This is a genomic window from Flavobacterium sp. ALJ2, from assembly GCF_015594725.1.
Classification (GTDB): domain Bacteria; phylum Bacteroidota; class Bacteroidia; order Flavobacteriales; family Flavobacteriaceae; genus Flavobacterium.
Genome location: NZ_JADNRC010000005.1, coordinates 254,033 through 279,199 on the forward strand (window position 1 = coordinate 254,033; position 25,167 = coordinate 279,199).

Annotated in this window: 23 protein-coding genes; 6 read left to right on the forward strand and 17 right to left on the reverse strand. The window is 31.5% G+C overall.

The annotated features are described in order from the left end of the window. The first annotated feature begins 53 nt into the window (after positions 1–53). The 4 genes from IUY40_RS08025 (at position 54) to IUY40_RS08040 (ending at position 4,110) form a co-directional block, all read left to right on the forward strand. A complete protein-coding gene (locus IUY40_RS08025) occupies positions 54–1,415 on the forward strand; it encodes an exonuclease domain-containing protein (RefSeq protein WP_195736341.1) in 1,362 nt (453 codons plus the stop codon). Positions 1,416–1,445: 30 nt separating this feature from the next. Next, positions 1,446–2,282, forward strand: a complete 837-nt coding sequence (locus IUY40_RS08030) for an ion transporter (RefSeq protein WP_195736342.1) — start codon at positions 1,446–1,448, stop codon at positions 2,280–2,282. Between the two features lie 157 nt (positions 2,283–2,439). Then, positions 2,440–3,360 (forward strand): tRNA (adenosine(37)-N6)-dimethylallyltransferase MiaA, encoded by a 921-nt coding sequence (miaA, locus tag IUY40_RS08035; RefSeq protein WP_195736343.1) that lies wholly within the window; start codon positions 2,440–2,442, stop codon positions 3,358–3,360. Positions 3,361–3,366: 6 nt separating this feature from the next. After that, positions 3,367–4,110 carry an acyl-ACP thioesterase domain-containing protein gene (locus IUY40_RS08040; RefSeq protein ID WP_195736344.1) on the forward strand — a complete coding sequence of 248 codons (744 nt, stop codon included), beginning with the start codon at positions 3,367–3,369 and terminating at the stop codon, positions 4,108–4,110. A gap of 262 nt (positions 4,111–4,372) precedes the next feature. Here IUY40_RS08040 and IUY40_RS08045 read toward each other — a convergent pair whose 3' ends face one another. The 12 genes from IUY40_RS08045 to IUY40_RS08100 all read right to left on the reverse strand — a co-directional run bounded on the left by IUY40_RS08045 (position 4,373) and on the right by IUY40_RS08100 (position 16,152). Beyond that, the gene (locus IUY40_RS08045; RefSeq protein ID WP_195736345.1) at positions 4,373–5,089 is read right to left on the reverse strand and encodes a response regulator transcription factor; all 717 of its coding nucleotides are present in this window, start codon (positions 5,087–5,089) and stop codon (positions 4,373–4,375) included. A gap of 3 nt (positions 5,090–5,092) precedes the next feature. Beyond that, positions 5,093–6,676, reverse strand: a complete 1,584-nt coding sequence (locus tag IUY40_RS08050; RefSeq protein WP_195736346.1) for a HAMP domain-containing sensor histidine kinase — start codon at positions 6,674–6,676, stop codon at positions 5,093–5,095. A 59-nt stretch (positions 6,677–6,735) separates the two neighbouring features. Beyond that, positions 6,736–7,332 (reverse strand): dephospho-CoA kinase, encoded by a 597-nt coding sequence (gene coaE / locus IUY40_RS08055; protein ID WP_195736347.1) that lies wholly within the window; start codon positions 7,330–7,332, stop codon positions 6,736–6,738. Between the two features lies 1 nt (position 7,333). Beyond that, positions 7,334–8,332 carry a glycosyltransferase gene (locus IUY40_RS08060; protein WP_195736348.1) on the reverse strand — a complete coding sequence of 333 codons (999 nt, stop codon included), beginning with the start codon at positions 8,330–8,332 and terminating at the stop codon, positions 7,334–7,336. A 128-nt stretch (positions 8,333–8,460) separates the two neighbouring features. Then, positions 8,461–9,651, reverse strand: coding sequence for an enoyl-ACP reductase FabV (gene fabV, locus IUY40_RS08065; RefSeq protein WP_195736349.1), 1,191 nt, complete (start codon positions 9,649–9,651; stop codon positions 8,461–8,463). 106 nt (positions 9,652–9,757) lie between these two features. After that, positions 9,758–11,410 carry a DNA repair protein RecN gene (gene recN, locus IUY40_RS08070; RefSeq protein ID WP_195736350.1) on the reverse strand — a complete coding sequence of 551 codons (1,653 nt, stop codon included), beginning with the start codon at positions 11,408–11,410 and terminating at the stop codon, positions 9,758–9,760. Between the two features lie 53 nt (positions 11,411–11,463). After that, the gene (locus IUY40_RS08075) at positions 11,464–12,348 is read right to left on the reverse strand and encodes a DUF4835 family protein (RefSeq protein ID WP_195736351.1); all 885 of its coding nucleotides are present in this window, start codon (positions 12,346–12,348) and stop codon (positions 11,464–11,466) included. Then, positions 12,341–13,552, reverse strand: coding sequence for a bifunctional phosphopantothenoylcysteine decarboxylase/phosphopantothenate--cysteine ligase CoaBC (coaBC, locus tag IUY40_RS08080; RefSeq protein ID WP_195736352.1), 1,212 nt, complete (start codon positions 13,550–13,552; stop codon positions 12,341–12,343). Before coaBC ends, IUY40_RS08075 begins: the two co-directional genes overlap by 8 nt. 9 nt (positions 13,553–13,561) lie before the next feature. Next, complete coding sequence (locus tag IUY40_RS08085; RefSeq protein ID WP_195736353.1) at positions 13,562–13,879, reverse strand: DNA-directed RNA polymerase subunit omega; 318 nt, start codon at positions 13,877–13,879, stop codon at positions 13,562–13,564. 9 nt (positions 13,880–13,888) lie between these two features. After that, positions 13,889–14,683: an outer membrane protein assembly factor BamD gene (gene bamD, locus IUY40_RS08090; protein ID WP_195736354.1), complete on the reverse strand. Its 795-nt coding sequence runs from the start codon at positions 14,681–14,683 to the stop codon at positions 13,889–13,891. 136 nt (positions 14,684–14,819) lie between these two features. Next, the gene (gene dapA, locus IUY40_RS08095) at positions 14,820–15,701 is read right to left on the reverse strand and encodes a 4-hydroxy-tetrahydrodipicolinate synthase (RefSeq protein ID WP_195736355.1); all 882 of its coding nucleotides are present in this window, start codon (positions 15,699–15,701) and stop codon (positions 14,820–14,822) included. A gap of 1 nt (position 15,702) precedes the next feature. Next, positions 15,703–16,152 carry a hypothetical protein gene (locus tag IUY40_RS08100; protein WP_317190907.1) on the reverse strand — a complete coding sequence of 150 codons (450 nt, stop codon included), beginning with the start codon at positions 16,150–16,152 and terminating at the stop codon, positions 15,703–15,705. 122 nt (positions 16,153–16,274) lie between these two features. On the opposite strand from IUY40_RS08100, the gene IUY40_RS08105 reads away from it, so the two are divergent. Together IUY40_RS08105 and IUY40_RS08110 are read left to right on the forward strand one after the other, a co-directional pair. Next, positions 16,275–17,054 (forward strand): 5'-nucleotidase, encoded by a 780-nt coding sequence (locus IUY40_RS08105; RefSeq protein WP_195736357.1) that lies wholly within the window; start codon positions 16,275–16,277, stop codon positions 17,052–17,054. A gap of 65 nt (positions 17,055–17,119) precedes the next feature. After that, positions 17,120–18,031 carry a metallophosphatase gene (locus IUY40_RS08110; RefSeq protein ID WP_195736358.1) on the forward strand — a complete coding sequence of 304 codons (912 nt, stop codon included), beginning with the start codon at positions 17,120–17,122 and terminating at the stop codon, positions 18,029–18,031. 90 nt (positions 18,032–18,121) lie between these two features. Here the strand turns inward: IUY40_RS08110 and IUY40_RS08115 are convergent, their stop codons facing one another. From IUY40_RS08115 to IUY40_RS08135, 5 genes are all read right to left on the reverse strand, one after another. Beyond that, positions 18,122–18,709, reverse strand: coding sequence for a hypothetical protein (locus IUY40_RS08115; RefSeq protein WP_229335457.1), 588 nt, complete (start codon positions 18,707–18,709; stop codon positions 18,122–18,124). Further along, the gene (gene ligA / locus IUY40_RS08120) at positions 18,699–20,702 is read right to left on the reverse strand and encodes an NAD-dependent DNA ligase LigA (protein ID WP_195736359.1); all 2,004 of its coding nucleotides are present in this window, start codon (positions 20,700–20,702) and stop codon (positions 18,699–18,701) included. Before ligA ends, IUY40_RS08115 begins: the two co-directional genes overlap by 11 nt. Positions 20,703–20,827: 125 nt before the next feature. Then, entirely contained in the window at positions 20,828–22,762 is a 1,935-nt protein-coding gene (locus tag IUY40_RS08125; protein WP_195736360.1) for an OmpA family protein, read from the reverse strand. Positions 22,763–22,773: 11 nt separating this feature from the next. Beyond that, positions 22,774–23,706: a type IX secretion system membrane protein PorP/SprF gene (locus IUY40_RS08130; RefSeq protein ID WP_195736361.1), complete on the reverse strand. Its 933-nt coding sequence runs from the start codon at positions 23,704–23,706 to the stop codon at positions 22,774–22,776. A 53-nt stretch (positions 23,707–23,759) separates the two neighbouring features. Then, positions 23,760–25,167, reverse strand: a 1,408-nt coding sequence (locus IUY40_RS08135; protein WP_195736362.1) for a gliding motility-associated C-terminal domain-containing protein, incomplete at its 5' end; no start/stop codon positions are given.

Sequence of the window (25,167 nt, forward strand, 5' to 3'; positions counted from 1 at the left end):
AAACCTTGAATTGATTTTTTTATTGAAATTAAATTTTGAAATTGACATCGATAATGTACGCAATACTAGACATAGAAACAACTGGAGGACAGTTTAATGAAGAAGGAATTACCGAAATTGCTATCTATAAATTTGATGGACATGAAGTAGTTGACCAATTCATTAGTCTGGTTAATCCTGAAATTCCCATCCAACCTTTTGTAGTAAAGCTTACGGGTATTAACAATGCAATGTTGCGTTCAGCTCCAAAGTTTTTTGAAGTTGCCAAGCGAATTATTGAAATCACTTCTGATTGTGTTATTGTAGCTCACAATGCCTCTTTTGATTACAGAATCCTACGTACAGAATTTAGACGCTTAGGTTATGATTTTGAAGCCAAAACCCTTTGCACAGTTGAGCTTGCGCAAAAATTAATTCCAGAACAGCCTTCTTATAGCCTAGGCAAACTAGTTCGTGCACTTGGGATTCCAATGGCCGACAGACATCGAGCCAATGGCGATGCAATGGCAACTGTTAAGCTGTTTAAAATGCTTTTAGAAAAAGATACTGAAAAAATAATTATAAAAGATTTTATAAAACTAGAAATTGAAAAAGGAATTGCTCCAAAATTACTAGATATTGTAGCACAAGCACCAACAAAAACTGGAGTATATTATATTCATAACGAGAGCGGAACCATAATTTACATTGGTAAAAGCCGAAATATAAAAAAACGCATCAATCAGCATTTTACTGGAACAAATATCAAAAGTAAAAAAATACAAGCCGAGGTATTTACGGTTACTTATGATGAAACTGGAAGTGAACTAATTGCACTTTTAAAAGAAAGTGAAGAAATAAAAGTTAACAAACCCAAATACAACCGCTCTCAGAAAAAAACAAATTTTCCACTATCTTTATATGTTGAAAAGGACAAAAAAGGGTATTTAAACTTAAAACTTCAGAAAACTGATGGACGCAGAAAAGAAATTACATCTTACGGAAGTTTGCAAGAAGGGAAAAATGCCTTATTTTTTATTACAGATAAATACAAGTTGTGCCAAAAGCTTACGGGTTTGTATGTGACAAAAAAAGAATGTTTTCAATATAAAATAAAAGAATGTGATGGTGCTTGTATTGAAGAAATCACTCCAGAAGTATATAATGTAAGAATTCAAAATTTTATTACAGATTATAGTTTCGAAAACAAAAATATGATTTTAATAGATCGTGGACGAACTGTTAACGAACGTAGTGCTATATTAATAGAAAATGGTGTTTATAAAGGCTATGCTTTTTACGATTTAAACTACCAGATTACCAAGATCGAAATTCTCAAAAACATCCTTATACCTATGCAAAACAATCGTGATGCCAAGAGTATAATTCAGAACTATATGAGAAAAAGCAAATCGTTAAAAGTAATTCATTTTTAATACATATTAACTTTCAGTATCTTCGCAGATATGACAAAAAATAAATCCAAATACGATCTTTTTAGACAAAAAACCCAAATCATCCTTTATGGTAGCAATACCATTTTAGGACGTATGTTTGATTTGGTACTTTTGGGTCTTATTCTATTAAGTGTCCTATTAGTTATGATGGATACTGTAGAAGGAATCAATCATAAATACCATACACAACTACTTATTTGTGAATGGATTATTACCGTTTTCTTTACAATAGAGTTTATTTTACGAATTATTTCGATACAAAAACCCATAAAATATATTTTCAGCTTTTATGGAATTATAGATTTAATGGCGATACTACCTATGTACTTGTCAATATTTTTCCCCGCTACAAATGTTTTAACCATTGTAAGAGTTTTGCGTTTCTTCCGATTGTTCAAAATTTTACATATTCCACAAATATCACAACAATCGATACAGCTTCGAGAAGCAATGGAAGCTAGTAAAGAAAAAATTCTAGTATTTATTTACTTTGTTGTTATTAGTGCCATAATTATTGGCTCATTAATGTATGTCGTCGAAGGTAAAGAAAGTGGCTTTACAAGCATCCCAATGGGAATATACTGGGCAATTGTAACCTTAACAACTGTAGGTTATGGCGATATCTCACCAGCATCACCTTTAGGACAATTTCTAGCCTCATTAGTAATGATAATGGGATATGGAATCATTGCAGTTCCTACCGGAATAGTAACTGCTGAATTTGCAAAAAGCAGCCTAAAAAGCAACTCTATTAGCACCAAAAAGAAGTGTAGAAAATGCCATTCGCAAGTTCATTTTGATAATGCCAAATATTGCTATGAATGTGGAGAAACATTACCTGATTAATTAATTTATGAAGCCATCTCCAGCTGTACATTACAACACCTCCTTATATTCGCATTTTTTCAAGACATAAAAGGAGCTTCATAAAGCGCTCTTTTATACAAAAAAAATAAACGAATCTAAGTCTGGGGCTTACATTTCCATCTAGGCTAAAAAAAATATGAAATACCTAATTACCATCATCGGACCAACTGCAATAGGCAAAACTGCTCTGAGTATTGCATTAGCTCAATATTTCAAGTGCGAAATAATATCGTGCGATAGCCGTCAGTTTTTTAAAGAAATGACAATTGGCACAGCTGTTCCCGATACCAATGAACTACAAGCCGCTAAACATCATTTCATACAGAACATATCCATATTCGAAAACTATACTGTAGGGGATTACGAAAAAGAAGCTATAACTAAGTTAAACGAATTATTCAAACACAGCGATTACGCTATTCTTATCGGAGGTTCAGGATTATATGTTGACGCTGTATTAAAAGGATTCGATGAGTTTCCAGAAATTGATGCTTCAATACGAGAAAAAGTAGCACAAGAATACGAACAAAACGGAATTACGTATTTACAAGAACAATTAAAAAAATTAGACACCAGTTACTACGATAAACTTACAATCGAAAATCCGCAGACATTGCTAAATCCGCAACGTATGATGCGCTTCATAGAAGTTTGCTTAGGCACAGAAAAACCATATTCTTCGTTTCTAAATCAAAAGAAGAATAACCGAGACTTCACTCCTATCCTCATAGGCTTAGAAGCTGACAGACCAATTCTTTATGACAGAATAAACCAACGAGTTGACGTAATGATAAACAATGGTTTACTCGAAGAAGCAAAGTATCTTTATCCTAATAAAGCATTAAATGCTTTGCAAACTGTTGGATATCGAGAATTATTTAGTTATTTAGATGGCGAATTCACATTGCCATTTGCAATCGAGGAAATCAAGAAAAACACACGACGTTTTGCAAAACGTCAGTTAACTTGGTTTAAGCGAAATGAAAACACAAAATGGTTTGATTACCTAACACCAAAAAACGAGATAATAAACTTCATCGAGAAAAATATAAAATAATTTACAATGCCCATATCACCAAATTTCACTTCTGTTTTAAGCAAAGACTGGGAAATCAATTTTACGCAATGCACTCCAAATGGATATCTGAAATATACCGACATGTGCAATCTTTTACAACTAACTGCTGCAGCCCATTCTGAAGTTGGAGGAATTAGTTTTACCGATATGCAGGAATTTGACCAAGCTTGGGTTTTAAGCCGAATGCGTGTAGAAATTACTGCTTTGCCTAAATGGCAAGATGTTGTAACTGTAAAAACCTGGATTAACAGCTTAGAAAATTCCCGCTCAGTTCGTGCATTAGAAATGTATGTAAATGGTAAGAAGATAATTGGCAGCGAAACATTTTGGGCGGTTTTTAACACCAAAGCACGTCGCCCCGAAGGATTAGCATTACCATTTGATCATTTTGAATTGTTTCCAGACAATAGAGCTACTATTGATAGTTTCTCAAAAATAAGTATCAATCCAGAGAAAGAATCTATTTTTGAAAAAACAGTTTATCTATCAGATTTAGATATTGTAAACCATGTCAATAATGTAAAATACCTTGAATGGTCCTTAGATCATGTAGACTCAAACAAAATTATGAATCAGAAAATAGATAGTTTTGAAATGAATTTCATGAAAGAGCTTTCTTTAAATGACACTGTAGTAATTCATGAAAGCGAAACCGAAGCGAATACTACTTTTAGCATCACTAAGGATGATAAAACCTGTTTTGCCTTACAACTTAATTGGAAAAAGTAACACATCCTTAAATACGAAGTATTTACTATCTGAAGCAAACCAACTACTTTACTATTATAATAAACAACAAGCGTAGTCTGTAATTTCGAGGAACGAGAAATCACAGTATAATAGAAATTTAATTATTGACCTGAACTCAAAAAAGCAATCCCTAACAGGTTTTAAAAATCTGTTAGGGATTGCTTTTTTTTATGAAAACTCTTGTAACATAAACAACAGAAAACGTTACAAAAAAAGCTCCGATTTCTCGAAGCTTTTCTATTTATACAGTTACTTTGTTTTTAACAACTAGTCTAAAACCTTCACCGTGGATGTTAAGAATTTCAACATCTTCATCTGGTTTAAGATACTTTCTAAGTTTGGCGATATATACGTCCATACTTCTTGAAGTAAAATAATTATCATCTCTCCAAATTTTTGTTAAAGCCAATTCTCTTGGCATTAAGTCATTTTCGTGAAGTATTAACATTTTTAATAATTCATTTTCTTTTGGAGATAACTTTATCGGCTCTTCATTTTCAAAAGTTAAAAATCTAAGTTTTGAATTTAAATGAAATTTACCAATGTTAAACTCAAATTGTACTTGTTCTGCTTTTGTATCAGAAGATTTTCTTTGAATAATTGCTTTTATTTTCATAAGCAATACTTCTGAATCAAATGGTTTGTTCAAATAATCATCAGCACCTGCTTTGTACCCTTTTAATACATCCTCTTTCATAGATTTTGCAGTTAAAAAAATAATAGGCACTTCACTATTTTTTTCTCTGATTTCTTTTGCTAATGTATATCCGTCCTTATATGGCATCATGACATCTAGAATACACAAATCGTATACGTCTTTCTTGAATTTCTCGAAGCCTTCCATTCCGTTTTTTGCTAATGTAACTTCAAAATCATTCAGCATTAAATAGTCTTTAAGAACTGCACCAAAATTAAGGTCGTCTTCTACTAAAAGAATTCTTTTATTGATATTTTCCATATTTTAATTTATTAGTGGTATTTTTATTATGAAGGTACTACCTTTCCCTTTTTCACTTTCAACGTAAACCTGACCATTATGGTCTTCTACGATTCTCTTTACATAAGATAAGCCTAATCCGTGACCTTTAACATTATGTAAATCTCCTGTATGCTCTCTATAAAATTTTTCAAAAACTCTTTTCTGGGCAACCTTACTCATTCCTAATCCATTATCTTTAACTTTTATAAGAATCATATCTTTAATGTTCTCCGTAAAAATTTCAATTTTAGGAATACCTGGCGAATACTTTATAGCATTCTCCAATATATTGACTAAAACATTAGTAAAGTGTACTTCATTAATTAACGCTGTTGTTCTAGCAGCATCGTAATGATTTGTAATTGCTCCACCTCTATCTTCAAGAATCAAACTTACATGCTCAATTGCATCGTCAATAATCCCATGGATTTCGGTTGGTTCTTTATTAATATCTAATTCTCTTTTTTCTAATTTAGATATTCGCAATACATTCTCAACTTGAGCATGCATCCGTTTATTTTCGTCTCTTATCATCTGAAGGTACCTAAACACCTTCTCTTTATCTTCGATTATTTTAGGATTTTTTATGGCATCCAAAGCCAGATTTATTGTCGCAATTGGTGTTTTAAATTCATGCGTCATATTGTTTATAAAATCTGTTTTAATTTCAGATATTTGCTTCTGACGAATTAACTGATTTAGTGCGCTTGTGTATGCAATTATAATAATAAGCGTAAATATGATAGACAGTATTGTTATACTTACCAATTCTGACAATAAAAATTTCTTCTTGTGAGGAAATGTTACTGATAGCTCATACTTGTTGTTTCCCTCATTATCTGCAAAAATTGGTATCGAATAAGTTGCTTCTTTATCATATTTAAACCCATCAGATTTAATTTTAGTTGCAATGCCACTGCTATAAATTCCAAACTCAAATTTTGTTTTTACACCATACTCCTCTAATTCCTTCTTTAAGAGTTTTTGTAACTTCTCTTTTGTAACTCTTTCATTAATTGGCATTGCCGAAGCAATATCTTTAAAGAATATTTCAAATTGTGCATTATCTAAAACATCTAGATTTCCTGATTTTTCAATCTTTACATCTGGAATTATGCTTTGCTGTAATGACGAATTATCTATATTGTTATTATTATAAATTTCGGTTGTACGCTTAGAATTAAAATTCTTAAACCTTTCGCTAGTAAATTTCTTATCAAAGAACGATCCATTTATATTATAATCTTCTGATATAATACTATTAGAATACACAATCATTTTATTCGTTCTAGGATTTTTTTGAACGTAATAAAATTCTAATAAATCATTTTTTTGCGGAACTTTACCGGTACTATCTTTATAATGATTGTATTTATCATAAAAACTATACGCCTCTTGTTGCTGTAGCTTATCGGCTACATTTCCAATAACTTGCTTAACATGAAACTTAAACTGCTCATCATTATTATTAAATGAAGAAGTAAACCAATATACCTGAACAAGAATTATCCCAATTAAGGATAAGCTCATCAATAAGACAAGAATTCTAAAAAACATTTTATTCATCGAAACAAAATTAATATTTTAACAATATACTAAACAATACATTAACCAAATATTAACATTTAAGAGTGATTTTGTTTAATATTTAAAAATTTAAGAATTTTAACAACTTCTTGCTTTGCATTTTTAAGATTCAAATTATGAATAACGTAATTACTATTCGCTATACGCTGCTCGTCGTTCCATTGCATATCCATTCTTTTTAAAACATGTTCGCGAGTAGTTTTATCGCGATTCATTACTCTCTCAATTCTGGTTTCCTGGGGGGCGGTAACCGTTATTATAATATCACATTCTTTATAACGACCGCTTTCAAACAAAATTGCGGCCTCATATATTATATAGGGTTCTTTTTTATGTTTCAATAACCAATTCTCAAAATCTTTTTTTACTGCAGGATGAACAATTTCATTAAGCAATGTTAATTTATCTGCATTATTAAAAACAATATCAGCCAATTTAGCTCTATTTAATATATTATTATCAAAAACGCCACTCCCAAATGCTGCTTGTATTGCTGTAATTATTCCCTCAGACTGCATTACTATTTTAGCTGCATCATCGGCAATATAAACAGGTATTCCCATTGCCAAAAAGTAGCCTGCTATGGTAGTTTTTCCGCTACCAATACCACCTGTTAAACCTATTATTTTCGTCATATTAAATCTTAAAAAATAATCCAGGAAAAGCTTCTTGAGGTTTTTTCTTTAAAATAATTACTTTAATAAATGATTCTAAAAAACCAATTCCATAACCATAAAACTGTTTCCAAACAGCAACAACTGATAAATAACCAATTCTTAAATTCTTATTTTGAATCGTCGATACAACAAAAATCACAATAAAGTAAGCAAAATACAATTGTAATAGTATATCAATATTAAAAACCACCAATATAACAGCCAAAATAAGTCCCAAAATAAAAAATGTTGGGAAGAAAAAAGTAAGTTTATTATACTGTGGGTACCAACTATTAAGTATTGGTCTTGCTTTTCCAAATTTATTAACCTGAATTGAGAACTTATCCCAATCGATTCTTCGTTTATGATATACATAAGCATTAGAGAAAAGCCTAGTTTCGAAACCTAAATTCCACAAACGTATTGACAAATCCGGATCTTCTCCTGGGTGAATATTTCCAAATCCGTTTGATGCTTCAAATCCTTTTCGAGACAATCCCATATTAAAGCTTCGTGGCTGAAACTTCCCTATTTTCTCTGATCCTCCTCTTATTCCTCCTGTTGTAAGAAATGATGTCATAGCAAAGTTAATTGCTTTCTGGATATCCGAAAAGCTATCTAATGCTCTATCTGGCCCTCCAAAACAATCCACATAATCTTCTTTTAATGCCTTATCTACTTCTACTAAATAATTAGGTGGGATAATACAATCCGAGTCAAAAATGATAAAATAATCACCTAGTGCTTTTCGCATTCCGTAATTTCTAGAATCACCAGGCCCAGAATTTTCTTTAAAGTAATAGGATATATTTAATTTCCCTTGATATTTTTGAACAATATCATCACATGGTAATGTTGAGCCGTCTTCTACAAGCACAACTTCAAAAGGTTCTTTATATTCAGATAACAATAAGCTTTCTAATAGCTCATCAACTTCGTCAGGACGATTATACACTGGTATAATTAAAGAAAACACCATAATTTGGTATGTGGTATTAAGGTAGTATTTATTTTAACTGTAAAATTTTAACAAAGATAAGTTATATCCGTAAAAAAACCACCAACTTTAGGTTGATGGTTTTAAATAATTATATAAATTTTGCTGGTTTAAGCGATACTTTCTACCCCAACTACTTCATTTGTGTCTGCTTTGTAATCTACTCCTTCAAATTCAAATCCGAATAAGTTTAAGAAATCATTTTTGTAACCAGCTAAATCACCAATTGCAGGTAATGTTTCTGTAGTTGCTTCCAACCATAATTTAGCCACTTTTTCCTGAACATCTTCACGCATTTCCCAATCATCGATACGAATTCTTCCTTTTTCGTCTGTAGGAATTGGTTTTCCTGTATACAATCTATCTTGGAATAAGCGTTGGATTTGCTCAATACATCCTTCATGAAGCCCTTCGGCTTTCATAATTTTGTATAATAATGATATATATAAAGGAATAACTGGAATTGCTGAACTCGCTTGTGTAACTAATGCCTTGTTTACCGAAACATATGCTTTTCCTCCTAGATCTTTCAAACTATCTGTAATAGCAAATGCTGTAGCTTCTAAATCATCTTTAGCACGACCAATTGTTCCCTTACGGTAAACCGCTTCGGTTAAAGATGGCCCAATATATGAATAAGCAACTGTTGTTGCTCCTGGTGCTAATAGATTTTCTTTTTTCAATACATCCATCCACATTGACCAATCTTCACCACCCATTACTGCAACAGTATTAGTGATTTCTTCTTCTGTACATGGCTCAATAGAAACTTCTGTTACATTTCCTGTATGAAAATCAACCGTTTTATTTGTAAATGTACTTCCAATTGGTTTTAAAACTGAACGATGCAATACTCCTGTAACTGGATGCAAACGAACTGGAGAAGCTAAGCTATAAATTACTAAATCAATCTGACCTAGATCAGCTTTAATCAAGTCTATTGTTTGTTGTTTAACCTCATTAGAGAAAGCATCACCATTGATACTTTTAGCATATAAACCTGCTTTGTGAGCTTCACTTTCAAAAGCTGCTGAGTTATACCATCCTGGAGAAGCAGTTTTCCCTTCAACTGGCGGTTTTTCAAAAAACACTCCAATTGTAGCTGCATTTGATCCAAATGCACTTGTAATTCTAGATGCCAATCCAAAACCTGTTGAAGCTCCAATTACTAATACTTTTTTAGCTCCTTCAATTGGACCTTTAGATCTTATGTATTCTATTTGATTTTTTACATTTTGTTCACATCCTTTTGGGTGAGATGTCAAACAAATAAATCCTCTCATTCTTGGTTCTATAATCATAATTTTGGAACTGTTTTTTATTTTTATTTTATAAATAATGGTATCTAACTACCTATTTTCACTTGGTAAGACTCAATAATTTAATTAACAAATATAACTCATTTTTTTAGTTGAGCAAGGCTTTGGCATGATTTAAAGCCGAATCGGAAACAACTGATCCTGATAACATTTGAGCAATTTCTAGAACTCGTTCTTCTTGAGATAAAAGCTTTAATTCTGACTGCGTATCATCATCTACGGTTGACTTAAACACTTTAAAATGAGAATCTCCTTTAGCTGCGATTTGAGGCAAATGGGTTATTGCAAAAATTTGCATTTGCTGACTCATCTCTTTCATGATTTCTCCCATTCTAACAGCAATTTCTCCTGAAACTCCTGTATCAATTTCATCAAAAATCAATGTTGGTAATTTAGAATATTGTGCTAAAATTGCTTTTACTGCAAGCATGATACGTGACATTTCTCCTCCCGAAGCTACTTTTTTAAGCAAACCGAAATCGGTTCCTTTATTTGCAGAAAATAAAAACTGAAGTTCGTCTTTTCCATTTTGTAAATATGCCTCTCCATAATTAATATCAATTTTAAAACGAACATTTGGCATTCCTAATGTTTCTAATATTACTATTAACTTATCTGACAATAATGGAATTGCTGCAATTCTATTTTCATGGATTTTGCTTGCAAAAGCATCCAATTCATTTGTTTTTTGTTCGATAGAAGCTGTTAATTTTACTATTTCCTCTTCGATATTACCTAATTCAAGAACTGAATTTTCTAATTTAGTTTGAATTCCAATTAAATCATCAACCGTAGCAACTTGATGCTTTTTTTGTAAATTATAAATAACTTGCAATTTCTGACTGATGAAATCAAGTTGTGCGGGATCATTCAATAATTTTTCTGATGCCTTTTGTAATTCACCCGATACATCATCAAACTCAATAGCTAAGCTTGTCATCCTTTCAAATAAAGCTTGATAATCTGTTGAAAAAACAGCAATTTTATGTAATGAAGCTTTAATTTCGTTTAAATTTTGGATTACCCCAAATTGCTCTTCATTGGCTATAGCCAATGATTTATCTATTGATTCTTTGATAATCTCAACATTGTTAAGCTTTTCAAATTCTTCTTCTAACTCTTCTTGCTGTCCTGATTTTAATTGCGCTGCAACTAATTCATTTAAAAGAAACGTATTGTATTCCTGTTCTTTCGCTGATTCACTTTGCTTTTTAAGTAGTCCGTTTAGTTTTGTTTTATCTGACTTATACTTTTTTAAAACACCTTGATAATCTACAATAACATCCAAATTATTTGAAATTGCATCAATAATCTGAAATTGTACACTTTCTTCTGACAACTCTTGTGTTTGTTGCTGTGAATGAATATCTATTAAATACAAACTCAACTCCTGTAACTCTTGAAGATTTACTGGACTATCATTTATAAAGGCACGTGATTTACCCGAAGGCAAAATTTCTCGTCTTATTATCGTATCGTTTTCATAATCCAAATCATTGGTTTCAAAAAACGATTCAAGATTGTATTTTGAAATCTTAAAATGCGCTTCGATAACACATTTTTCTTCTTTATTTTTCAATGAAGTCAAATCGGCTCTTTTACCCAAAACCAAACCTAATGCACCCAATATTATTGACTTTCCTGCTCCTGTTTCACCAGTAATAATAGAAAATCCTTTCGAAAAATCGATTGATAATTTTTCAATTAGTGCATAATTTTTTATTGACAATGAAGTAATCATATCTCTTTTTTCTAATAATAAGTTTTGGAAACAAGCAAACTTAACCTGAATGCTTAATATTTAATCTGACCCCATTTACTAGAGTTCATTGGTGAAACTCTATTTAAATTCTCTACTAAATCTGTTATAGAAACACTAGGTCCTCCTGTAAATATAGATACAATTTCATCTGATTTAGCATCAAAAAATACTCGTGTTAAAAAAGCATTGGGTTTCGTAGCATTTAATTTTCCTAAAAGCAATAATGAAGCTTTAATTTTTTCCTTAGCTGATTTTAAATCCTGATTCATTACATCTAAACCTGCATGATATCCATAAACACATTGTCTTAAATCATTATATGTTGGCGCAAGCATATCATTGATTAAGAAATAACGATTTTGTACTCCATCTGACTGACTCCATCCTTTAAATCCTCCTTGCTGAGCGACATTGGCTATATTTTGAGCGGTTTCAAAAAAGGGGGTGCCTAATGCTGGCATAAAAGTATCTGCATCAATTCCTAAAATCATATAACTATAAAATGTCATTATAGAAACAAGATTCGACTCGAAAACATTTGGATTGTACAATAAATTCTCAAATTCGGTATATCTAAAATTCAAATCCTTGTCATTAAAATTAAAAACTGGAGATGAATATGTCGAATTATATATTAGTCGTGAGGACTGTATTTGTATCGTTCCTGAAAACTGATCTGAATTATGTGACGTTATAGTTAAATACATCGAACAGTTTATTTTTTCATTTTGTTTTAATGTACTCCCTGTCCAATCTGTATTATTTACAAATTCACTTAATGCAGTTTGTAATGTTTTAAAAACCTGTTGATTTGCATTAGGAAGCATCTGTGAATTTACAGTTACTGTACAATTTAACTGTTGTGCCTGTACGAGGCCAAAAGACATAAACACCAAAAAAATAAGTATTTTATTCATAAAAATGCTTTATCACCTTATTTAAAATATCAGTTGCAACTGCTTCTTTGGATTTTAACTCCATTGGTTCAATAGAGAAAAATTTATCAATAAAGGTTATTTTATTTGTTTTTCCTCCAAAACCTGCTCCTTCATCCTGTAAAGAATTTAGAACTATCAAATCTAAGTTTTTTTTCTGAATTTTCAGCTTTGCATTCTCAATTTCATTTTCAGTTTCTAAAGCAAAACCTATTAAAAACTGATTTTTTTTCATTTCACCTAATGACAATAAGATGTCTTTTGTTTTTTCCAACTCTATAGTAAAATCTTCCGAAGCTTTTTTTATTTTTTGAGCCGCTACTATTTTTGGTTTATAATCTGCAACTGCTGCTGCTGCGATTGCTACATCTACACCTGAATAGTGCTGATGACATGCATCATACATTTCTTGTGCTGATGTTACCGAAATTACTTTTATAGATGAGTTTACTACTTTACAATTTGTAGGTCCAGCAACAAGTACAACTGAAGCTCCTAAGTTTGCTGCTTCTGATGCAATATCAAATCCCATTTTACCTGATGAATGATTCCCAATAAAACGAACTGGATCAATTGCTTCATAAGTTGGACCAGCTGTGATTAAAAACTTTTTGCCTTTAAGTGGTAATTTACTTTCTAAATCAGCTTCTAAAAAAGCAATGATATTTTCTGGCTCTGCCATACGTCCTTCTCCTGATAAACCACTAGCTAACTCCCCGCTCTCTGCAGGTATAATCGTATTCCCAAACTTTTTTAACAACGAAAAACTCGCTAAAGTAGAAGGATGAATATACATGTCCAAGTCCATTGCTGGCGCAAAGTAAACTGGGCATTTTGCCGATAAATAGGCTGCTATCAATAGATTATCACAAGTACCATTTGCCATTTTTGACATTGTATTTGCGGTAGCTGGAGCAATGATCATCAAATCGGCCCAAAGTCCTAACTCGACGTGATTATTCCATTTTTCATTCTCATCTTCTTGATTAAAAAATGTGGAATGCACAGGATTTTTAGATAAGGTTGATAACGTAAGTGGCGTTACAAAATCCTTAGAAGCAGGTGTCATGATTACTTGAATCTCGGCACCTGCTTTTATAAAAAGTCGTACTAATGATGCTGTTTTATAGGCTGCAATTCCACCAGAAACTCCTAGTAAAATTTTCTTACCGTTTAAAACTGACATAGTACTATATTATTTATTTGAATTTCTGTGGTATGTTTTACCATCTAACCATTCTTGAACTGCTAAAGCGTGTGGTTTAGGCAGTTTTTCGTAAAATTTAGAAACTTCAATTTGTTCTTTATTTTCGAAAACTTCTTCAAGACTATCATTATAAGTAGCAAATTCTTCTAACTTTTCAGTCAATTCCTTTTTAATTTCAGAATTAATTTGATTTGCTCTTTTTGCCATAATAGTTATCGCTTCATACACATTACCTGTAGGCTCTTCAATAATATTTTTATTGTAGGTAATTGTATTTACTGGAGCATTCGTCTTTTTTAAATCCATGACTTTATTTTATTTAGTAAAATTTTGTAACTCTTTTTCAACTCTCTCATTCATCTCGTCAGCTTTCAACTTGTAATGAGTATCACTTTTATATTTCATTAAATTCGTATATGCAGTTTTAGCTACTTTTAAACGATCTTCCATTTTTGTAGAAATACTGTTTATTGCCAACTGATATGCTGAATCAAATTTATAATACAATGCATCTTCTTTGAATTCTGTTCCAGGATAATCTCCAATAAAATTATCAAATGCTACTATTGCTGATTTAAAATCTGAAATAGTATTATATCCTTTTGCATTTTCATATGCTTTTTTCTCCAATTTATTAGTCAGTACTTTTAGACTAGCATTTGCTTCTACTAAATATTCTGAATTTGGATAATTATCTATAAAAGCCTGTAACTTATCTATCGCTTTATTAGTATCTGTTTGATCCAGACTATACACTGGTGATAACATTGAATAACTTTTTGCTCCTAAAAAAGCTGCTTCTTCTACTTTTTCACTTCTTGGATATCCTGAAGCAAAACTTTCAAATTGATATCCTGCTAAATAATACTGTTTTGTTTTATAATATGACTGTGAAAACATATAAAACAATTTCTCTGCCTGAGGTTTCCCTCTATATGATGTTGCTAGTTGTTCAAACAAACGAATTGCTTTAGTGTACTTTCCAGCTTCATACATTTTTGTTGCCACTTCGAATTTTGCTGCAACATCATCCTTTTTTAGTGCTTTTTGATAATCACTACATGAACAAAAAAGAACAACGACAAACAATACAGATATTATTTTTTTCATTTTTTTACTTTTATTATGATTTCCAGGATATCTATATCCAAGTAAAACCACACCGAAGTTTCGGTGGCAAATTTAGTTATTAATTTAGCTTCTACAAAATATTTTTCAGTATAATAAAATACCTTCTTTTTTGTTTTTATTTAATACTTTTTTTAACAAATTCATCGATACGATTTGCTAGTGATTCATCAGCTGCTACAAGCGGTAATCTCACAACATTCTCAGCAATACCAAGCGATTTGAACACTTGCTTTATTCCTGCAGGATTACCTTGTTCAAAAATCATATCAATACAATCTGACAAAAAGTACTGTGTTTTGTATGCTTCATTTACTTTTCTATTCAATCCCAAGCGAATCATTTCGGAAAATTCTTTCGGAAAACCTTGTCCAATAACCGATATTACACCTGAACCTCCTGCTAAAATCATCGGCAATGCAATCATGTCATCTCCTGATATAACGAGAAAATCACTTGGTTTATTTTTAAGTAATTGCATTGCTTGTACAATATCACCTGCAGCTTCTTTTATTGCAACAACATTTGCAAAATCATTTGCCAATCGTATAACTGTTGATGGCGACATATTACTAGATGTTCTTCCGGGAACATTATATAAAATTATTGGTACTGGAGAAGCTTCGGCAATAGCCTTAAAATGCTGATAAATTCCTTCTTGCGTAGGTTTGTTATAATAAGGTGACACTGACAATATCGCTTCAAAGGCTGATAAATCTCTAGTATTTAATTCTGCTACAACCTCCATTGTATTATTTCCTCCTACTCCTAACACTAAAGGTAACCTTCCTTTATTTGCATTAATCACAATAGAAATAACAAGTTCCTTCTCCTCTTTAGTTAATGTAGCATTTTCTGCAGTTGTACCCATAACCACAAGATATTCAACTCCTCCATCTACAGAAAAATTAACTATTCTTTGTAATGCTTCTGTATCTATTGAAAAATCGTCTTTAAAAGGAGTCACTAGTGCAACGCCTGTTCCTATTAATGATTGCATATTAGATTGTATTTGGTTTAATGTTTTTTAAATATTTAAATAATTCATTCACGAAAACTTTATATTCTCGAACGTTGGTATTAATCATCAATCGATTTAATCTTTTATCAATTGTTGTAAAACCCACTTTGAATTTGGCTTTCGAATTTTGTGTTACGAGCATCAACATCGGTTTTTCGACATCATAATAACTTATTAATAAATCGAATTCTTCCTTTATAAAGTCTTTTAAAAATCCTTCGGTAACCTTTCCGCTCCAATTAAGATGATTAATCCCAAAAGTTGGACAAGTATACGCCTCTTTTTTATCGAATTTGTCTTTATAAACAACAATCTTAATATTCTTTTCAACAATTCCTTTTGATACCAATTCGGTCAGCAAAGCCTCTTTTTTTGAAAAATCATTTCCATCTACAAGTAAACCAACCGTTTGTATATCGGTAGTAAACACACTCTTTTTTACATTATCAAGATTTTTATTTAATGATTTTTTTACAAAAAAAACCTTTATATAATTTAAAAACATAGTACTTTTACTAGATTACAAAATTAATTATTTAAGTCGCATTTAAGATGGTAAAACTAAAAAAGTATAACGGATTTTTAAAACTTTTTGTTATATTCTTAACACTTTTTTTTGGAATTTCTTGTAGCAAACAAACGTATCAAGTTTCTAAGATAGAAGGAAAACTAATTCCTATTACAAGTACTGAGAAACAAACTCCTGAAATAGAAAATTTCATAAAGCCTTACAGAGAGCATATCAATAAAGATTTAGATAGTGTTCTTTCTTATTGTCCTGAAACTCTAGACAAAAGTTCTGGAAAATTACAAACAACTATTGGTAACTTAATGGCTGATGCATGCTTGCAAAGAGGAAACCTAATTTTTAAAGCCAGAGAGAAAAAAAACATTGACATTTGCTTTCTTAACCACGGTGGCATACGAGCAATACTTCCTAAAGGTAATGTTACTGCTAGAACTGCTTTTGAAATTATGCCTTTTGAAAACAGCCTTGTTGTTATGGCTTTAAAAGGGGAGCAAGTTATAGAATTGGCTAATTATTTTATTGCTGAAAAAAAACCTCATCCAATTTCTGGAATGTCTTTTACAATCTCTAAAGACAATACTCCTATAAAAATTTTAATTCAAGGAAAACCTATCGAAAAAGACACGATTTATTATGTTGCTACGAATGATTATTTAGCGAATGGTGGCGATAGCATGAACTTCTTTAAAAAGAGCACCCAGAAATATGATTTAAATTATAAATTACGAGATATTCTTATTGATTATTTTAAATCTGTTCCTACAATTCCGGTACCTAAAGATGTCCGAATTACACAAGAATAAAATAAACTATTAAAAAAATATTGAAGAACTCTAGGTTCAAGCGTTTTACCGCAAAATAAATTAAAATGAAAAGAAGAGATTTTATTGAAAAAACTGCTGCTAGTACAGCATTATTGAGTTTGGGTTTATCTATGAGTAGCTTTACATCTCCTGATATTAAACACATAACTATATTACACACCAATGATGTTCACAGTCATATTGACCCTTTTCCTGCCGATGATCCCCGCAATGCAAATATGGGTGGAGTTTCAAGACGTGCTGCTTTAATTGATACAATTCGTAAAGAAAATCCTAATGTTCTTTTATTAGATGCTGGTGATATTTTTCAAGGAACCCCTTACTTTAACTATTATGGTGGTGAACTGGAATTTAAATTGATGAGCATGATGAAATACGATGCTTCTACAATTGGTAATCATGATTTTGATAACGGTGTAGATGGACTATATGCTCAAATGCCTCATGCTAAATTTGAATTCATCTCTTCTAACTACGATTTTAAAAACACTGTTATGGACGGTCTTGTAAAACCGTATAAAATTTTTAATAAAGACGGTATTAAAATAGGTGTTTTTGGTCTTGGAATCCAACTTGAGGGTTTAGTAGATAAACTAATGTACAAAGAAACTGTTTATAATGACCCTGTAGAAACTGCACATGATATGGTTCAAATTCTTAAAAAAGAGCAAAAATGTGATTTAGTAATTTGTTTATCACATTTGGGTTATAAATACCGTGATGACGCTACTAAAATTTGTGATTTAAAATTAGCTGAACAAACTCAAGATATCGATTTAATAATTGGCGGACATACTCATACTTTCCTTGACAAACCTACTATTGTAAAAAACAAAGCTGGACAGGATGTTTTAGTTAATCAGGTTGGATGTTACGGAATTAATGTGGGTAGAATAGACTTTTATCTTGATAACAATAAGACTAAAACTTCACAAGGAAAATCGATTATTGTCTGACTCTAATATTTTCAATTCTTTTTTGAATAAAATATTTTACCATAAAATAGTAAGCTAACATTTGAGTTACATCTCGAATTAACACCAATACTATTGAATGATCAAAAGATTGATTAAATATAAAAAAATATCTGAGAAGATAAAGCAAGTTGTCATTAGTGTTAACAAAAGAGTTAGATAAGTACCTTTAGTTATATAGCTAATGAATGAGACGCAACCTAACACACTCAGTACAATACCGTATATGGTATAAATAAAATGGTTTACACCTACTTTCTCATATTGTAACCCGAGAACGGATACTAAAAGATAAACAATAAATAAAACGACTATTGCAACTGGCAAATAGTCGTTTTTTCTTAATTTTATTTTTCGGTAATCATCCATTATTAGTCTTAACAATAACAAGTAAACTAATAAAAATGAAAAAAGTGAACCCAACTCTGTAGCTTCTACCTCCATTAAATTAAATACTTCTCCAATAAAACAAAACGCAAAAATAAATCCCTGAATTATATTTATCTTATAATTAGTTGTAATAAGATAATATATAAATATCGAAGGTACCACAATTGCCTTTACGTACATACCAATAAAATCTTGCTCTAAGAAATCAAAGATAATTGTTAATGTTAACGCTAAGAAGTAAAGAATTAATGAAGGTGTGTTAGCTTTCATTTAATTTGGTTATAAAATCATCTTCTGAAATTATAGGGATATTTAATTTATTTGCTTTTTCTAATTTAGCTGGCCCCATATTTTCACCGGCGACAACAAAATCAGTTTTAGTAGAAATTGAACTTCCTACTTTACCTCCATTGTCTTCAATCGTTTTTTTAATATCTTCTCTTGAGAATTTAGAAAATACTCCTGAGACTACAAAGGTTTTTCCTTCGAATTTGGTAGTTGCATTAGGATTTATTTTTTCTACTATCTCAAATTGAACTCCATATCCTTTTAAGCGCTCTATAATTTTTTTATTCTCTTCATTTTCAAAAAACTCTATCACACTCTTTGCAATACGCTCTCCTATTTCATCTACTAAAACCAAATCCATTAAAGTAGCTTGGCTTAATCCATCTATATTTTTATAATGTTTTGCTAATTTTTTGGCAACTGTTTCTCCTACAAATCGAATTCCAAGTGCAAATAAAACGCTCTCAAATGGAATTTTTTTAGAATTCCCCACTCCTTTTACTAGATTTTCTGCAGACTTTTGAGCCATTCTTTCCAATGGTAAAATTTGCTCTACCGTTAGCTCATATAAATCAGCATAATTATGAACCAAACCATTATTAAAAAGTAATGCTACTGTTTCTCCTCCAAGCCCTTCTATATCCATTGCTTTTCTTGAAATATAATGCTGGATTCTACCTATAATCTGTGGAGGGCATCCATAAAAATTGGGGCAGTAATGATTTGCTTCTCCTTCTGATCTAACTAATTCGGTATTACATTCCGGACAATGTGTAATGTATTTTGTAGGTTCTGCATCTGCTGAACGTTGCGTTAAATCGACAGCGATGATTTTGGGAATGATTTCTCCTCCTTTTTCTACAAAAACAGTGTCATTTATCCTAATATCTAATTTCTCTATTTGGTCTGCATTGTGCAAAGATGCTCGTTTTACGATAGTTCCTGCTAATTGTACTGGTTCTAGGTTTGCTACTGGAGTTATTGCTCCTGTTCTTCCTACTTGATAGGAAATCGAATTTAATTTGGTAGAAACTCGTTCTGATTTAAATTTATATGCAATTGCCCAACGCGGTGATTTTGCTGTATAACCCAACTCTTCCTGATGTTGAATACTGTTTACCTTAACAACAACGCCATCAGTTTCATAAGGTAGTTCATGACGATGTGTATCCCAATAATCTATAAAATCAAATACTTCTTGTAAATTATTAGCCAATTTAGCTTCTACTGGCACTTTAAATCCCCATTTTCTTGCTAGTTCCAATCCTTCAAACTGGCTTGAGAAAGGCAAGTTATTTCCTGTCACAAAATAAAGCAAACATTCTAATGGTCTTTTGGCAACCTCTGCACTATCTTGTAATTTTAAACTTCCCGAGGCTGTATTTCTAGGATTAGAATAGGGTGTTTCTCCTATTTCGATTAAATCCTGATTCATTTTTTCGAATCCTGCAAAAGGCAAAATTATTTCTCCTCGAATTGCAAAGATTGGTGGATAATTTCCTTTTAATTGTAATGGGATCGATTTTATTGTTTTGATATTGTTTGTTACATCATCTCCTTGAAATCCATCTCCTCGAGTAACTGCTCGTTTTAGTTTTCCATTTTCATATGTAATACTTATTGAAGCTCCGTCATATTTTAATTCGCAGGTATATTGCAAATCAACGTTTCCTAAAACTTTTTGAATTCTAGTTTCCCAATCAATTAAATCTTCTTTTGAATAGGAATTATCCAAAGAATACATACGATACTCATGAGCTACTGTCTGAAAATTTTTCGTAATCGTACCTCCTACCCGCTGAGTTGGCGAGTTTTCATCAAAAAACGCTGGATGTTGCTTCTCTAATTCCTGAAGTTGCTTGAGTTTTATATCAAATTCATAATCTGATATTGTAGCATTATCAAGTACATAATAATTGTAGTTATGTACATTTAACTCATCTCTTAAAGCTTGTATGGAATTCTGAATATTCATATTTTAATATAATTCGATTGTCTTTTATTATCCTAAAAAAGTTTGCCTAAAATAGACAATCAAAAGTATAATTAAAAACAAAAAAACCATTCTTTTAAGAATGGTTTTCATAAAGTTTTTAAACATTATTTTTCTATTACAATAAAGTCTGAACGTCTGTTAGCAAGATGCTCTACTTCAGTACATTTCACTCCGTTACTACATTTATTCACTAATCTTGTTTCTCCATAACCAATAGCACTTTCAATTCTTGAAGATTCAATGCCTTTAGAAAGGATATACGCTTGAGTAGATTTGGCTCTCTCATCAGAAAGCTTCAAATTATAAGCATCTTTACCTCTCGAATCGGTATGTGATTCAATTTTAATTTTAATCTTAGGGAATTTTTGCATCACAAATACAACTTTATCCAATTCGGTTGCTGCTTGAGGATTAATATTTGATTTATCATAATCGAAGAAAATAGGATTGATATCAATTTTTTCGATTCCATCTTTTTTAACTACTAAATCATCATAATTACTGAGATAGAAATTAACATCTTTTATTTCGGCATTGTTATCTTTTGTTGTTCCGATATGTTTTTCATCTCCACTATAATTTGGTTTATTAGCTGTTATCTTTACTCTCATATTACATGGAACTTGTAATTTATAATTTCCATCTACATCGGTTCTCGTTTCGGTAATAACAGCATCATATACATCATATGCTAAGATGAAAGTATCACTTATACCTGTTTTGGTTTTAGTGTTTATTGCTTTACCTGAAATAAGTTGATTACAAATAGGTTTTCCTTTAGTAAAATAATAAATATCATCATCTCCTTTTCCCTGAGCGCGGTTTGATGATACATATCCGTAATTTTCTTTGGGATCAATTATGAATGAAAAATCATCTTTATTACTATTTATAGGTGCTCCTAAATTTCTAGGAACCGAAAAATTCAATCCTTCCGAGAGTTTACTCTCATATACATCTAAATCTCCTAATCCATAATGTCCATCTGAAGAAAAGTAAAGTATTCCGTTTCTATAAAAAGGAAAAACATCATTGCCAATTGTATTGATTGTTGGTCCTAGATTTTGTGGTGAACTCATCGTACCATCATCTGCAATTCGTACTACATACAAATCAGTTTCTCCATACCCGCCTGGCATATCCGAAGCAAAGAATAACATTTTGCCATCATCACTTAAGTAAGGATGCCCTACTGAGTATTTATCACTGTCAAAGAATACTTTTTCGGTTTTAACCAATTTATTATCTTCTATGGTTCCCTTTATAATTTGGAAATTATTGGTTCTGGATTCGTCTATCACCAATTTATTCCTTTTAAGAATATTCGTTGTGTAATACATGGTTTTCCAATCGGGGCTAAATGTTGCTGTTGCCTCATGATATTTGGACATTACATTAGGAATAAAAAGAACTTCATTGAATAAACCCCCATCAACTGCACTTCTTTCGGCTACATATAAGTTCAAGAATGGTTGTTTATTCCAATTGTATAGTTTTTTATCAAAATTACCCGTATCTCTTGCCGATGTAAATACTATTTTATCTCCATAAAAGGTGGCTCCAAAATCGGATTTATCAGTATTTATAGCTATATTTTTTACGCTATAAAGCGATTTAGCTTTTGATAAACTATCTAATAGTTTCTTTTGATAAATATATCTGTCTATCTCTTTTTGGTCTCCTTTTTTATTTAAATATTCTTTGGTGACTTTATCTGCATTATCATAATCCATAACTCCTTTCATCGATTGGATATATCTTAGATAATAAATATCGGATAGGTTATCTCCTTGTATTTCATATAGTTTTTGATACCATTTTAAAGCATTTCGATTGTCTGAAATAAAATAATAGGAGTCGGCTACATTTTTTAAAGTTTGAACTGATGGTTTGTTTATTTTTTGCAAACACTCTTCATATGCTTTTGCTGCATCTGTATAAGAGTAATTTTTAAATAAAGCATCGGCTTTTTTTAAATTTGTTTGCGCTAAAATTGATACAAAGCTAAATAGCAAACTAAGTATATAGAATTTTTTCATAGGTCAGGTTTTTAAAAGAATCTTGGAGATTTAATTTTACTTGGATCTTTATGAAATTGATAACGCAATACGAATTCATGGGAACCATCGTTGTATTTATTCAAATTGGTTACGGTATAATCATATGAATATCCGATGTAAAAACTTGGCGAAATTTGAAACCCTGCCAATGCACTAACCGAATCATCAAAGCGGTAGGAAACTCCCAACACCACTTTTTCCTGAATCATAAAATTGGCAGAAAGATCTACTGACATTGGCGCTCCACTTACCAATTTAGCTAAAAATGCAGGTTTAAATTTTAAACTTGGACTCAAATCAAATACATAACCTCCCATAAAATAATAATGTAATCTATCATAATCTATCGATTCTTGTATATCATTATAATAATCACTTCTTATAAAACTGGGAACTGAAGCTCCTGCATACCATCTATCGGTATAATAATATACTCCTGCCCCTATTGAAGGTTTAATAACATTATTTATATTAGTATTTAATAATGCATCGTTACCATCATAATACCTCCCTTTTGACCAATCTATGTTCATCATTCGCATTCCTGCTCTTAACCCAAATGCTAATCTTTTTTCATACCCTAGTGGTAAGGAATATGAAAAATTACCATCTAGATACAGCTCATTTGATGGCCCTAGTTTATCATTGACCACACTTAGACCCAAACCTATTTTTTCATTTCTCAACGGTGATTGCACAGAGAATGACTGTGTTTGAGGTGCACCATCTATACCAACCCATTGGGATCGATGTAATAGCACTGCCTCCAAGTATCCTGTAGAACCTGCATAAGCTGGATTAATAACCATTGTGTTGTACATATACTGTGTATATTCTGGATCTTGTTGCGCATTTGCAAGGAATGATGCAAACCCGCAAAATATTAAAAAATAGGACTCTATAAATTTTACACTTAGTTTCATACTATAACTATTTAGTCAGTTAATTTAATTTGATGATTTATGTTAACAGGGGGTTATCTAATAATAGATAACCAACCTGTTTTAACTATTCCATCTGCACCAATGTCTAGAACATAATAATATGTACCTGCTGGTAATTTGTCTCCTTTATTAATTGCACCTGATACATTTGCTATTCCATCCCAATCATTATTATAATGATTTTGTTTATAGACTAATGCTCCATATCTGTTATAAACATTCAAACTATTGTTTGGATAATTTTCGATACAATCGATTTTGAAAACATCATTTGCTCCATCATTGTTCGGAGTAAACTCGTTATAAACCACTAAACATACAGGGGTTACAGAAGCTTCTCCTTTATTATTTGTAGTATCCGAATCTATTGGATTTGAAATAACAATCGAAGCTACATTTAAGTAATTTCCTGTTGGTAATACCTGAACCACTACAGTAAGCACTGCGCTTTGATTAGAATTTAAGACTGGAATATTCCATGCTCCAGTTAAATTACTATATGTTCCAATAGTAGTTTGTGCGCTTATGAAATCATATCCTGTTGGTAAAATTTCACTAACTATTGTATCTATAAAGTTTCCTGATCCTACATTATTTACTGTTACAGTAAAAGTTACTTTATCATTAATGTTAGGAGTTGGATTATCTACTGTTTTGCTCATTGTTATATCTGAACAAGTCGCAACAGCAAGGGTTAGTAATTTGCTATTTATCTCATTACATAGATTAGTATAGGAAACATTTACACTTGCTGGTCCTAATGCTGGCCAGGTAACAGTTACAAAATTATCTGTAGCAGTTCCTCCACTTGTTACGGTTCCTCCTCCTGTGATTGTCCAATTATAGTTAGACATTCCGCTTAAAGTTGTATACGTAATTTCATCAAAAACACACGGTGCTACTTTACTTTCTGTTATTGTAGCTGCAGTATTTCCTGTGAAAGTAACTGGTATTGCCAATCGTAATTTACTTTCACAACCTGTAATTGGATCTTTTAAAGATGCATAATAGGTTCCCGCTACCAATAATGTTCCTGTTGCTAATGGTGTTCCGCCTGTTTCAACATTATACCAAACAATACCTACTTCATTTACTTGTAAATCAGAAACTCTTGGAAGAGCTGTTAAACAGAAGTCTTGTGTAGCTCTTGTAGTCGTTGGTTTTGGTCCATCATTAACCGTTACACTTACCAATAATCTATCTTTACTTTCACAACCTGTTATTGGGTCTACAATCGCTCCATAGTATCGTCCATTTGTTAATAATGTCTCTGGTGCCAATGCGGTTCCTCCAGCAGGAGAAGCGTACCAAACAACACCTGTTTCATTTGTCTGTATATCTGACACTTTAGGATCATTTACCAAACAGAAATCTTGAGTATCATCATTAGTTGTTGGTTTAGCTGGGTCAATTATTGTAACTGTTACGAGTAATCTAACC